Origin of the sequence: Kitasatospora sp. NPDC056531 (genome assembly GCF_042794375.1) — a bacterium.
GTDB lineage: Bacteria > Actinomycetota > Actinomycetes > Streptomycetales > Streptomycetaceae > Kitasatospora.
Map to the genome: position 1 here is coordinate 23,769 of NZ_JBHTTU010000024.1, position 12,116 is coordinate 35,884.

A 12,116-nucleotide genomic window follows, 5' to 3' on the forward strand; every position below is an offset into this window, starting at 1 on the left:
GTGACGCACGCCCCCCCGAGGATCCCCGACCGCGTCCGCGAACCGGATCCGGGGATTTCGCCGGCAGGCGGGAGCCAGCCGCTCCGGTCGTCCGACTGTTGCGGGGTGAGTGCGAAGTCGCCGGGTGTCCGGCCGTGGTCACTCCCAGGGCCAGGCGACGGCGCGGCCGCGCTCCAGCAGCGGGATCATCGTGAACGCGGCGTCGCTGAGCCCGCCGAACGTGTGGCGGTTCGGGCCCGGGGCGGCGTGCCCCCGCGCGTAGCCGAGCAGATTCCAGGTGTAGACGGGGACATCGGCCGGGACGGGCAGGAAGGGGTCGTCCCGGGACCAGTGGGCCTGCTCGTCGGTGACCACCACCACCCGGTCGTGGCTCCGGTAACGGAGGCTCACCGCGGCAGCGGTTTCGGTTCCGCCGAGGTCCTCGAAGCGTTCAAGGGTGCGCAGCACCGGCTCGTCCCGGTCCAGCGTGACCTCCTTGCTGAACGATCCGTACTGGACGAGGTCGGCCTCCTCCGCCCGCCGGGCGATCACCGTGCCGAAGATCGCGGCCGCGTCGGCCTGGGTCAGCTCGGTGTGCGGGTCGGGGGTGCCGAACATCGAGCCGGAACGGTCGACCAGCACCAGGGTTCGGCCGGGCAGGGCGGGGACGCGGGCGAGCGAGTGGCCGAGGGCGGTCTCCAGCGCGTCGGTCCACCGGGCCGAGGGCGCGTTGCGGTGGGCGGCCAGGAAACGCAGCGGGAACTGGCGCGAGCGGAGGACCTCGTCGGGGTCGGAGATCCGCCGGGCCACCTCCCGGGCCACCTCGTCCGGGACTCCGGCGCGGTCGAAGTTGCGCAGGTTGCGCACCAGCGCCATCGGGCCCATCGAGGGGATGACGGCCTCCCAGACGGCGGCGTCCAGCGGGCCCTGCAGCCAGCCGGCCAGGGCCTCCCAGGTCATCCCGGCCTCGGCGAGGCGGCGGACCCCCTCGGGGCCGGTGACCAGGGCGCGCCGGTCGGCCTGCGGAACGGCGAGCAGCGCCTGGTGGGCGTTCAGCAATCGCTCGGTGGCGGGCGGCACGGCGCTGTCCGGGTGGTGGCGGCGGTCCAGGGCGTACCGGAACAGCCCGCCCTGCCAGGGCTTGTCCGGGTCGGGCGCGGGGTGGGTCAGTTCCAGGACGTCACCGAAGCGGACGCGGCGCGAGGGCGTGTCGTACTTCAGCAGGGCGCGGCCGGTGTAGAGGCGGCGGACGGCGTCGCCGATGCCCCGGCGCAGCGGCTGGGGCAGCCGACGGCCGTACCGGGAGGTCCAGTAGGCCAGCAACTCCCCGGGTTCGTCGGGGCGTTGGAGGACGGCGTCGACGGCCTGGCGGGAGAGCCCGGCGGCGCCCGCCTCGGCCCTGGCGTGGACGAACTCGGCCGCGCCGACCACCGCGGCGCTGCGGATGTTCGCCTCGGTGCGCAGCCAGCGCAGCAGTCCGACCGTCCAGCGCGGGTCGCTCAGCGCGTGTTCGCGGATCAGCCGCAGGAAGCGGGTGTCGCGGACTCCGGAGCCCTCGTAGTAGCTGCGCCCGTCGACGAGGAGGGAGACGGCGAGCAGGAACAGTTCGCTCTTCGGCTCCCGGGTGTACCCGCGGCCGCCCTGGTGGTTGGCGACCAGCTCGGAGGCGGTGCCCCGGCGTGCGGCCGACTCGAAGTCGTGACCGAGCCAACGGCCGTGGACGGCCAGTGAGGAGGTGGCCCCGCCCTTGGTGAGTCCCGGTAGGTCCCGCTGGATCTCGGCCCTGGTGTCGGCTTTGGTCCGCGAACGATTGAACCGGGTCATGCAGAGGTCCCCCTGGTGGGTGGGAAGAGTGAGAGCGCGCGACAAGGCGGGCGCCTCCCGGGATCAGAGAAACGGGCACCGGTGTGGTTTTTTCGACAGGAAGTAACCGGGGCCGGGCGCATCGGGAGGCGCCGTCCCGGACGCTACCGGGTCCGCGTCGGGACGTCATCCGAATATTCGCGCGGGAATTTCGGAGCTGGCGGGAACCAGGCAGTCCGATCGTCCGACTGCTGTGGGGTGAATGCGAAGTCGCCGGGTGTCCGGCCGTTGAGTGTGCTGGTGGGGTTCGCCCTGCTGCTGGTGGTGGTGTTCGTGGTGGCGTTTGCGGTGGGGCGGCAGGCGGGGCCGGTGGCGCCGGGGCTGACGCCGAGCCGGAGCGGCGGGGCGTCGCCCGGGATGGGCGGGCACGACATGGGCGGGATGCGGTGAGCCCGGTCGCGGGGGCCGACGCCGGGGCGCTGGTGTCCACCGATCTGGCGGTCGGCGGGATGACCTGCGCGGCCTGCGTGGGCCGGGTGGAGAAGCGGCTGGGCCGGATCGACGGGGTGACGGCCGGAGTGAACCTGGCGACCGGACGGGCCCGGGTGCTGCACCCGGCCGGAGTGTCCGTCGAGGAGCTGGTCGCGGCGGTCGAACGGGCGGGCTACACCGCCGAGTTGGCGTCGGCAAAGGTGCCCGGCGGGTTGGCGGAGGAGGAACCGGACGAGCGGTGGCGGCTGTTGGTCACCGCCCTGCTGGCCGTCCCGGTGCTGGTGCTGTCGATGGTGCCCGCGCTGCAGTTCACCGCCTGGCAGTGGGTCTGCTTCGCGCTGGCCGGGCCGGTGGTGACCTGGGGTTCGGCAGGCTTCCACCGCCGGGCCCGGCAGGGGCTACGGCACGCCGCCGCGACCATGGACACCCTGGTCAGCCTGGGCGTGGTGGCCTCCTTCGGCTGGTCGGCGTACGCGCTGTTCCTCGGCGGGGCAGGCCGGCTGGGCATGCGGATGCCGTTCTCACTGACCGCCGACGGCGGCGGCACGGCGCACGTCTACCTGGAGGCGGCGGTCGGTGTGCCGCTGTTCGTGCTGGCCGGGCGGCTGCTGGAGGGCCGGGTGCGGCGGCGCAGCGGCTCCGCACTGCGAGCACTGGCCGAGCTGGGCGCCAAGCAGGTGTGTCTGCGGGCGGAGGACGGCGAGGAACAGCTGATACCGATCGAACTCCTGCTGCCAGGTCAGGAGTTCGTGGTACGGCCGGGGGAGCGCGTGGCCACCGACGGGGTGGTGGTCGAGGGCGGTTCGGCGCTGGACCTGAGCCTGCTGACCGGGGAGAGCGTACCGGTCGAGGTCGGCCCGGGGGACCAGGTGGCGGGTGCGACGGTGAACGTCGGCGGCGCGCTGGTGGTCCGGGCGACGGCGGTCGGCGCGGACACCCAACTGGCCCGGATCACCGCCCTGGTGGCGGACGCCCAGGCCGGCAAGGCTCATGCCCAGCGGCTGGCGGACGCGGTGGCCGGGGTGTTCGTGCCCTGCGTGCTGACGGTCGCGGTGTGCGTGCTGGGCTTCTGGCTGGGCGCGGGCGCGGCCCCGCAGGCGGCGGTCACGGCGGCGGTCGCGGTGCTGGTGGTGGCCTGCCCGTGCGCGTTGGGTCTGGCGACCCCGACCGCGCTGCTGGCGGCCACCGGGCGCGGCGCCGAACTCGGCGTGCTGGTGCGCGGCCCGGAGGTGCTGGAGAGCCTGCGCCGGGTGGACACCGTGGTGATGGACAAGACCGGCACGCTCACCACCGGCCGGATGGAGCTGGCGACGGTGACGGTCGCCGGGGGCTCCGCAGAGGAGTTCACCGAGAAGTTCACCGAGGAGGAGGTGCTCCGGCTGGCCGGCGCGGTCGAGCACCGCTCGGAGCACCCGATCGGACGGGCCGTCGCGGCGGCCGCCCGGGAGCGGTGTGGTCCCCTCCCGACGGTGGAGGGCTTCGCGGCCACGGCCGGTCTCGGGGTGTCCGGCACGGTCGAGGGCCGCGCCGTCCGGGCGGTACGGCCGGACGACGTCTCCCTGTCCCCGGCGCTGGCCGAGGCCGTGGCGGCCGCCGGGGAGGCGGGCCGCACGGCGGTGCTGGTGGAGCTGGACGGGCGGGGCGCCGCAGTCCTGGCGGTCGGCGACACGGTGCGCTCGGGCAGCTGGCGGGCGCTCCACCGGCTGCGCGGGATGGGCCTGGAGACCGTACTGCTGACCGGCGACGGCCCGGGCGCGGCCCGCGCGGTGGCGGCCGAGCTGGGCATCGAGCGGGTGCACGCCTGCGCCTCGCCCGAGCGCAAGGCCGAGGTGGTGGCCGAGCTGCGGGCCGCCGGACGGACGGTGGCGGTGGTCGGCGACGGCGTCAACGACGCGGTCGCGCTGGCCTCGGCGGACCTCGGGGTGGCCCTGGCCTCCGGCAGCGACGCCGCGATCGGCGCGGCCGGGCTGACCCTGGTGCGCGGGGACATCGAGGCCGTGGTGGACGCGGTGCGGCTGGCCCGGCAGACCCTGGCGACGATCCGGGCCAACCTGCTCTGGGCCTTCGGCTACAACCTGGTGCTGATCCCGCTGGCGGCCGTCGGACTGCTGAACCCGATGCTGGCGGCGGTCGCGATGTCGCTGAGCTCGCTGCTGGTGGTGGGCAACAGCCTGCGGCTGCGCACCTGGCAGCCGGGGCGTGGCCGCCAGAAGGGGGGTCGACGGTGAAGGCGACGAGGGTGTTCGAACAGTTCAAGGTGGTCGCCCCGCCGGTCGCGGCGGCGGCACTCGCGCTGACCCTGCTCACCGGCTGGACGGCGGTCGGCGGGGCCGGCGGACCCCGGCCGGTGGCGGCCGACGCCGGCTGGGTGCTGCTGCCCACGGCCGGCGCCGCCCCGGCGACGGCGGCCTTCTTCACGGTCCGCAACCCGGGCGACGTCCCGGACGAACTGACCGGCGCCAGCTGGGAGTTCGGCGGCCCGATCACCCTGAAGCGGCACCTCCACCAGGGTGCGGCGGGCAGCTGGGAGCCGGTCGCCGCCCTGCCGGTGCCCGCCCGGGGCGAACTGGCGATGTCCCCCGAGGACGCCGACCTGATGATCGCCGCTCCGCCCCCGCTGAAGCCCGGCCAGTGGGTGGGCTTCACCCTCACCTTCCGGCACAGTCCCCCGCTGCGGCTGGTCGCCCGGGTGCTGTCGCCGGGCGCGCGGCCGCGCTGAGGCCGGGCGGCAGAACGGGCGACGTACCGGGCCGGGCGCCGGGTCGGGTGAACCTCGGCGGTGCCGGGCCCCGTTGGAGACAGTGGTGGGCGGCCCGTGTGTGGGGCGCGGCCGCACACCACTTTCACGCGGACGGGCCGCCGCCCTGGGGCCGACCGGGCGTGCCCCGGGCCGGCCGGCGGGGTGTGACCGCGCCGCCCGTACGTCGCGCGTGCGTCAGCCCGGACGTCGCCCCCACGTCAGCCGTGCGGGACGACCGCGACCGGCGCCTCGGCGTGGTGCAGCGCCGCGTGCGCGACCCGGCCGAGCCGGGGGCCGAGCTCGATCGGGCGGCGGCGCCGGCCGACCACGACCAGGGCGGCCCCGGCGGAGGTCTCCACGAGGCCGCGGGCGGCGCCGAGTCGGACGTCCTCGACCACCTCGACCTCGGGGTGCTGCTCGCGCTGCCCGGCCAGGGCGAGCGACAGCAGCTTGGCCTCCAGCGACTCCAGCTGGGCGGTCTCCCCCGCCGGTACGGCACCGCCCGCGTAACCGAACAGCGGCGGCAGGTCCCAGCCGTGCACCGCCCGGAGCCGGGCGCCACGCAGCGCGGCCTCGCGGAAGGCGAAGGCGAGCACTTCCTCCTCGGGGCCGTGCGCGTCGACGCCGACCACCACCTCGCCCCCCGTCGCCCGCCCCTCCCGCACCACGATCACCGGCGTACTGCTCCGCCCGGCCACCGCCATGCTCACCGAGCCGAGCAACAGCCCGGTGAAGCCGCCGAGCCCGCGCGAGCCGAGCACCAGCAGGTCGGCGTCCTCGGCGGCCGCCACCAGTCCGTCCACGGGTGCGTCCAGGACCACGTCGGTGGACACGGCCAGGCCGGGGTGGCGCTCGCGGATCTCGTCGGCGGCCCCTGCCAGGGTGCGCTGGGCGGCCTCCGGCAGGTCGTCCGGCTCCGCGAAGGAGGACACCCCGTCGGTCAGCCACGGCCAGGCGTGCACCAGCCGCAGCGAGGCCCCACGCCGTACCGCCTCCTCGGCGGCCCAGTGGGCGGCGGCGGTGCCGGCGGGCGAGCCGTCCACCCCGGCCGCAACGGTTGACGTCATGACGGTTCCTCCACTGATTCGGCGCCGGGAACGGTGCGCCCTGACGCCCCGTCCACTCCTGGTCCCCACCCTGACGTCCGGACCCTGCCCCCGCCAGAGGCCGCAAGCCCCGCGCCGACGGGACGAAAGACCCGTCCGCCGGAACATTACGTGCGACCCCGGCCTCCACCGCGTCGACACCCGGGCACTACCGTGTGCACACGGCGTTCCCGCTGGTCGGACGGCACCGAAGCCGCCCGGCCCCACAGCGGCGGACGGTCAGGGCGAGAACGAGGAGGACAGCGGTGGGCGGAGCGGACGGCAGCGCGGCGGGCGGCGGCGCGCGGATGCCCCGGCTGCGCCTGGACGAGCTGCTGGAGGAGTTGCAGTGGCGGATCGACGCGGCGCGCGGGACGCAGAACCGGGTGCACAACCTGCTGGAGGCGGTGCTCGCGGTCGGCCGCGAGCTGGACCTCGCCCAGGCGCTGCACCGGATCGTGGAGGCCGCCGCCGACCTGGTGGACGCCCGCTACGGCGCGCTGGGCGTGATCGGGCCGGACGGGCACTCGCTGTCGCAGTTCCTGACGGTGGGTCTGTCCGACGAGGAGATCGCCGAGATCGGCCCGCCGCCGTCCGGCCGGGGCATCCTCGGCGAGCTGATCCGCCATCCGCAGCCGCTGCGCTGCCCGGTGCTGTCCGAGCACTCGGCCTCGGTCGGCTTCCCGGCGAACCACCCGCCGATGCACACCTTCCTGGGGGTGCCGGTACGGGTGCACGGCGAGGTGTTCGGCAACCTCTACCTGACCGACAAGCGCGGCGGGCTGGACTTCGACGAGGACGACGAGGCGGTGATCTCCACCCTGGCGGTCGCGGCCGGGGTCGCGATCGACAACGCCCGCCTCTACGAGGAGGCGCAGCTGCGCCAGCGCTGGCTGCGGGCGAGCACCGAGATCACCCGCAGCCTGCTGTCGGGCGCGCCGCGTCTGGAGGTGGTCGAGCTGATCGCCCGCCGGGCCCGGGAGATCGCGGGCGCCGAACTGGCGGACGTCTCGGTGGCGCTGGCCGGCCCGGAGGAGCTGGCCGATGAGCTGACGGTCGAGGTCGCGCTCGGTGGCTCGCCGGACGCCCGGCTGGGGGTGACCGTGCCGGTGGACGGCACCGTCTCCGGCGCCGCGTACGTCTCCGGCTCGCCGGTGACCAGCGACGAGCTGGCCTGCGACACCCGCTTCCCGGCCGGTCCGGCGGGCCGCTTCGACGGGCTGGGCCCGGCCGTCGCGGTACCGCTGGGCACCGGCGCCGGATACGGGCGCGGCGTGCTGCTGCTGGCCCGGGCGCAGGGGCAGCCCGCCTTCGGGCCGGAGGAGACCGGCCCGCTGCTGGGCTTTGCCGATCAGGCGGCGCTGGCCCTGGAGCTGGCCGAACGGCGGCGTGACGCCGAGCAGTTGAACCTGCTGGAGGACCGCGACCGGATCGCCCGGGACCTGCACGACCTGGCCATCCAGCGGCTGTTCGCCACCGGGATGACGCTGCAGAGCGCGGGCCGGCTGATCGAGAGCCCGGCCGCCGCGGACCGGGTCGCCCGGGCGGTGGCGGACCTGGACGAGACCATAAAGATCATCCGCTCGACCATCTTCGGCCTGCGCGCCCACAGCGAACCCGACCGCGGCCTGCGCGCCCGCGCCACCCGGGTCGTCACCGAGGCGCAGGGGCCGCTCGGCTTCGCGCCCCGGCTCAGCATGGAGGGCCTGCTCGACACCGACGTGCCGCAGGAGCTGGCCGAGCACGTGGTGGCCGTCCTCGCCGAGGCGCTCAGCAACGCCGCCCGGCACGCCCGCGCCACCCGGGTCGAGGTGACCCTGCGCGCCCTGGCCGGGCAGGTGGTGCTCACGGTGGCCGACGACGGGGTGGGCGTGCCCGAGGGCGGTCGGCGCAGCGGGCTGCGCAATCTCACCGAGCGCGCCGAGCGGGTCGGCGGGGCCTTCACCCTCGGCCCGGCGGACGGCGGGGGCGGCGGCACCCGGCTGGTGTGGGAGGCACCGCTCGGGTCCTGAGCGGGGAAGGGCTTCCGGGGCGATCACCCTCGCCCGTCGTCCCTCAGACGCGGAAGGCCAGCAGGCGGTACTGCGGGTCGGAGCGCGGGGTGTCCTGGTCGGGGAGCGCGGCGAGCGCCCGTCGCGTGGCGGCCGCGTCGGCGGGGGTCCCGGCACCAGGGGATGCGGCCCTGGTCGACGGACTTCCGCCAGGCGCGGGGGCTGCGTCCCTGGCCGAGGCCCGGGAAAGTGCTCTCGGCCGCCGGACGGAGGCCGAGGGCGGCGGACTGGGCCGTCAGGCGCTCGACGTTGTCCGTCACCTGCGGGGCACCCTGGACCGCCCGGGCGAGTTCCGAGTCGGCGGGGGCCGAGAGCAGGACTCCGCCGTCCTCGCCGGGGGCGAGCCGGAAGGGCGCCGGCTGGACGGCCGGGAGGGCACCGATGGTGTAGACCACCCGGCCGACCGCGGCCCGGGCCAGCAGTTCCAGCGCCCGGTCGCGGTCGAGGACGGGCAGGTCGTGCGGGTCGTAAGCGCTGTTCATGCCTGCGATGGTCGCCCGGGCTGGGCGAGCCCGCGAGGGCCGATGGTCCCGCCGGGGCCCAGGGCTGATGGGCCCTCAGCCCCGACCGAACCGCAGCCCGGACGGCTGCGCGGCGGAGGACTGCCGCAGTTCGGTGGCGATCAGCGCCGCCTGCACCCGGCGCTCCACGCCCAGTTTGGCGAGCAGCCGGGAGACGTGGTTCTTCACCGTCTTCTCGGCCAGGTAGAGCCGTTCGCCGATCTGCCGGTTGGTCAGGCCCTCCCCGATCAGCGCCAGCACCTCCTGCTCGCGCGCGGTCAGCCCCGGCCCGGCGGTCACCGGCTGGGCGGGCGCGGCGTCGGTGCGCAGCCGGTTCAGCAGGCGGGTCGCCGCACCGGGGTCGAGCATCGACCGTCCAGCGGCTACGGTACGGACGGCGGCGACCAGGTCGGTACCGCTGATCTGCTTCAACACATAGCCGGCCGCGCCCGCCATCACGGCGTCCAGCAGCGCCTCCTCGTCGTCGAAGGAGGTCAGCATCAGACAGGCCAGGTCCGGCATCCGCGACCGCAGCTCACGACAGACCGACACCCCGTCCCCGTCGCCCAACCGCACGTCCAGCACCGCCACATCGGGCCGCAGCGCCGGCACCCGCACCAGGGCCTGCTCGGCCGTCGCGGCCTCGCCGACCACTTCCAGGTCCGGCTCGCCGTCCAGCAGATCGTGCACCCCGCGGCGCACCACCTCGTGGTCGTCCAGCAGGAACACCCGGACCGGCGCCGAGCCCCCGGTACCCTCCGCCTTGGTCGCCATCACGCGGCTCCACCTTCATCAACCCCCGCACACTCCCAGCAGGGCCCACCGCATCATCCCCCGCCCGGCCTCACGGGAGCAGGGCCCAATGGCCCCATTTCGGGAGCAACGCCCCCTCAGCGCCCCTGCCGTTGTACGTTCCCCAGTCCCATCAGCAGGAACGCGAGCGCCACCCCGGCGCCGCCGACCGCCGCCAGCACCACCCTCGGCACGACGCCGCCCCCGCTCGACAGCAGGATCGCCACCGCCCCCAGCGAGGCCACCGCCGCTCCCACGACCAGCCACCCCGCCAGCGTCACCGCCGCCGGGCGGCCCGTACGCGGCACTGGGCCGACGTCCAGGGCGGCCCAGCGGGCGGCGGTCTCCCGCTGCTCGCCGCGCCGGTCCCACAGGGCCCGCACCCGCAGGGCCGTGCCGCCGACCAGCCCGGCGAGGGCCACCTGGGCGGCGGGGCGCCAGTCGGACAGAGCCAGCAGCAGGGCGCCGGCCAACGCCAGCCCCGCCCACCACATCACGCAGGCCGCCGCCGCGGCACGGGTGGAGCGGGGCCGGTCGGCGCCGGCCTGGAGGTCGGCGATGGCGGGGAGGTACCAGACGCAGCCGCTGGCGGTGAGGGCGGCGGTGCCGATGGCGAGGACGGTGTGGGTCACGGGCCGGCCTTCCTTTTCGCACGGGGATCGCACGGAGTTCACGGAGCGGGGACAACGGAGCCGTCCCCGCCCGCCCGGGGGCAGCGACGCGGGCGGGGACGGCGTTCAGGGGGTACGGCCTCGGTGCGGCCTCAGCCGTCGGAGCCGGACGGGGAGGAGGAGGACGACACCCGCCCCCGCTCCGCCCGCGGCAGCGGCCGGTCGTACTTCGCCGGCTCCACGTCGCCGAGGTGCTTGGCCGGCTTGCCGGTGTTCTCCAGCACGTCCCGGGCCGCGATGTCCGGGTGGTGCAGGTCGAAGGCCGGCGATTCCGACCGGATCCGCGGCAGCTTGACGAAGTTGTGCCGGGGCGGCGGGCAGGAGGTGGCCCACTCCAGCGAGCGGCCCCAGCCCCACGGGTCGTCCCCGGTCACGCGCTCGCCGTACTTGGCGGTCTTCCAGACGTTGTAGAGGAACGGCAGGATCGACAGCCCGAGCAGGAAGGACCCGATGGTCGAGACGGTGTTGAGCGTGGTGAACCCGTCCGAGGCCAGGTAGTCGGCGTACCGGCGCGGCATGCCCTCCGCGCCGAGCCAGTGCTGCACCAGGAACGTCGTGTGGAAGCCGACGGTGAGCGTCCAGAAGGTGATCCTGCCGAGCCGCTCGTCGAGCTTCTTGCCGGTCATCTTGGGCCACCAGAAGTGGAAGCCGGCGAACATCGCGTACACCACCGTGCCGAACAGCGTGTAGTGGAAGTGCGCGACGACGAAGTACGAGTCGGAGACGTGGAAGTCGATCGGCGGCGCGGCGAGCAGCACGCCCGTCAGACCACCGAACAGGAAGGTGACCAGGAAGCCGACCGTCCACAGCATCGGCGTCTCGAAGCTCAGCGAGCCCTTCCACATGGTGCCGACCCAGTTGAAGAACTTGACTCCCGTCGGCACCGCGATCAGGAAGGTCATGAACGAGAAGAACGGCAGCAGCACCTGCCCGGTGACGTACATGTGGTGCGCCCACACCGTCACCGACAGGCCCGCGATGGCCACCGTCGCGGCGATCAGGCCCGCGTAGCCGAACATCGGCTTGCGGCTGAACACCGGGATGACCTCCGAGACGATGCCGAAGAACGGCAGCGCCAGGATGTACACCTCCGGATGGCCGAAGAACCAGAACAGGTGTTGCCAGAGCATCGCCCCGCCGTTGGCCGGGTCGAAGACGTGCGAGCCGAACTTGCGGTCGCATTCGAGCGCGAGCAGCGCGGCGGCCAGCACCGGGAAGACCAGCAGCACCAGCACCGAGGTGAGCAGCACGTTCCAGCAGAAGATGGACATCCGGAACATGGTCAGTCCGGGGGCCCGCATGCAGATGATGGTGGTGATGAAGTTGACCGCGCCGAAGATGCTGCCGAAGCCGGACAGCGTCACGCCCATGATCCACATGTCGGAGCCGACGCTCGGCGAGTGGACGGCGTCGGACAGCGGCGCGTAGAGGAACCAGCCGAAGTCGGCGGCGCCCTGCGGGGTGGCGAAGCCGGCGGCGGCGATCAGCGAGCCGAACATGAACAGCCAGAAGGACAGCATGTTCAGGCGCGGGAAGGCCACGTCCGGGGCGCCGATCTGCAGCGGCATGATCCAGTTCGCGAAGCCGGTGAACAGCGGCATCGCGAAGAGCAGCAGCATCACCGAACCGTGCATGGTGAAGGCCTGGTTGAACTGCTCGTTGGAGAGGATCTGGGTGCCGGGCCGGGCGAGTTCGGCGCGCATGACCAGCGCGAGGATGCCGCCGATCAGGAAGAACGCGAACGAGGACACCAGGTACATGGTGCCGATCGTCTTGTGGTCGGTGGTGGTCAGCAGCCTGACCACGGCCGAGCCGGGTCGGCGGGCCCGAACCGCCCCTGCCGGCAGGGGCGTTGGCGGTGAGGTGGGGTCGCCCTGTGCCTGGGTGGCGCTCAAGGACGCACTCCTTCGGAACGTCGTACGAATGATGGCGCTCCATGATCCGAACGCACCGCCTCCGCACCCCAGGGCCCTTGGGCCCGCCCGTCCGGGGCCGCTGGGCCC

The 12,116-nt window shown here is 74.6% G+C and carries 10 protein-coding genes; 4 read left to right on the top strand and 6 right to left on the bottom strand.

The window, feature by feature from the left end; genetic code table 11:
• Positions 1-138: 138 nt before the first annotated feature.
• Entirely contained in the window at positions 139-1,803 is a 1,665-nt protein-coding gene (locus tag ACFQ87_RS21175) for a TROVE domain-containing protein (RefSeq protein WP_380612334.1), read from the bottom strand.
• A gap of 267 nt (positions 1,804-2,070) precedes the next feature.
• Between ACFQ87_RS21175 and ACFQ87_RS21180 the strand changes: the two genes are divergently transcribed.
• Genes ACFQ87_RS21180 through ACFQ87_RS21190 form a run of 3 tightly spaced genes read left to right on the top strand, consistent with a single transcriptional unit; the run spans position 2,071 to position 4,993 of the window.
• Complete coding sequence (locus ACFQ87_RS21180; protein ID WP_380612408.1) at positions 2,071-2,232, top strand: hypothetical protein; 162 nt, start codon at positions 2,071-2,073, stop codon at positions 2,230-2,232.
• A complete protein-coding gene (locus tag ACFQ87_RS21185; RefSeq protein ID WP_380612335.1) occupies positions 2,229-4,502 on the top strand; it encodes a heavy metal translocating P-type ATPase in 2,274 nt (757 codons plus the stop codon). Before ACFQ87_RS21180 ends, ACFQ87_RS21185 begins: the two co-directional genes overlap by 4 nt.
• An 11-nt stretch (positions 4,503-4,513) precedes the next feature.
• Complete coding sequence (locus ACFQ87_RS21190; protein ID WP_380612336.1) at positions 4,514-4,993, top strand: copper chaperone PCu(A)C; 480 nt, start codon at positions 4,514-4,516, stop codon at positions 4,991-4,993.
• 239 nt (positions 4,994-5,232) lie between these two features.
• Here the strand turns inward: ACFQ87_RS21190 and ACFQ87_RS21195 are convergent, their stop codons facing one another.
• Positions 5,233-6,081 (bottom strand): universal stress protein, encoded by an 849-nt coding sequence (locus ACFQ87_RS21195; protein ID WP_380612337.1) that lies wholly within the window; start codon positions 6,079-6,081, stop codon positions 5,233-5,235.
• Positions 6,082-6,407: 326 nt separating this feature from the next.
• On the opposite strand from ACFQ87_RS21195, the gene ACFQ87_RS21200 reads away from it, so the two are divergent.
• On the top strand, positions 6,408-8,111 hold the full coding sequence (locus tag ACFQ87_RS21200; RefSeq protein WP_380612405.1) for a GAF domain-containing protein: 1,704 nt from the start codon (positions 6,408-6,410) through the stop codon (positions 8,109-8,111).
• A gap of 23 nt (positions 8,112-8,134) precedes the next feature.
• Here ACFQ87_RS21200 and ACFQ87_RS21205 read toward each other — a convergent pair whose 3' ends face one another.
• The 4 genes from ACFQ87_RS21205 to ctaD form a co-directional block, all read right to left on the bottom strand.
• Entirely contained in the window at positions 8,135-8,632 is a 498-nt protein-coding gene (locus ACFQ87_RS21205; RefSeq protein ID WP_380612338.1) for a hypothetical protein, read from the bottom strand.
• A 75-nt stretch (positions 8,633-8,707) separates the two neighbouring features.
• The gene (locus ACFQ87_RS21210) at positions 8,708-9,424 is read right to left on the bottom strand and encodes a response regulator (protein WP_380612339.1); all 717 of its coding nucleotides are present in this window, start codon (positions 9,422-9,424) and stop codon (positions 8,708-8,710) included.
• 116 nt (positions 9,425-9,540) lie between these two features.
• Positions 9,541-10,074, bottom strand: a complete 534-nt coding sequence (locus ACFQ87_RS21215; RefSeq protein ID WP_380612340.1) for a hypothetical protein — start codon at positions 10,072-10,074, stop codon at positions 9,541-9,543.
• A 131-nt stretch (positions 10,075-10,205) separates the two neighbouring features.
• On the bottom strand, positions 10,206-12,008 hold the full coding sequence (gene ctaD / locus ACFQ87_RS21220) for a cytochrome c oxidase subunit I (protein ID WP_380612341.1): 1,803 nt from the start codon (positions 12,006-12,008) through the stop codon (positions 10,206-10,208).
• Positions 12,009-12,116: the final 108 nt, after the last annotated feature.

What these genes read in the sequence shown, in the direction of transcription:
- ACFQ87_RS21210 (WP_380612339.1), bottom strand. Translation starts at nt 9,424, where the DNA reads ATGGCGACCAAGGCGGAGGGTACCGGGGGCTCGGCGCCGGTCCGGGTG.
- ACFQ87_RS21205 (WP_380612338.1), bottom strand. Translation starts at nt 8,632, where the DNA reads ATGAACAGCGCTTACGACCCGCACGACCTGCCCGTCCTCGACCGCGAC.
- ACFQ87_RS21175 (WP_380612334.1), bottom strand. Translation starts at nt 1,803, where the DNA reads ATGACCCGGTTCAATCGTTCGCGGACCAAAGCCGACACCAGGGCCGAG.
- ACFQ87_RS21195 (WP_380612337.1), bottom strand. Translation starts at nt 6,081, where the DNA reads ATGACGTCAACCGTTGCGGCCGGGGTGGACGGCTCGCCCGCCGGCACC.
- ACFQ87_RS21200 (WP_380612405.1), top strand. Translation starts at nt 6,408, where the DNA reads ATGCCCCGGCTGCGCCTGGACGAGCTGCTGGAGGAGTTGCAGTGGCGG.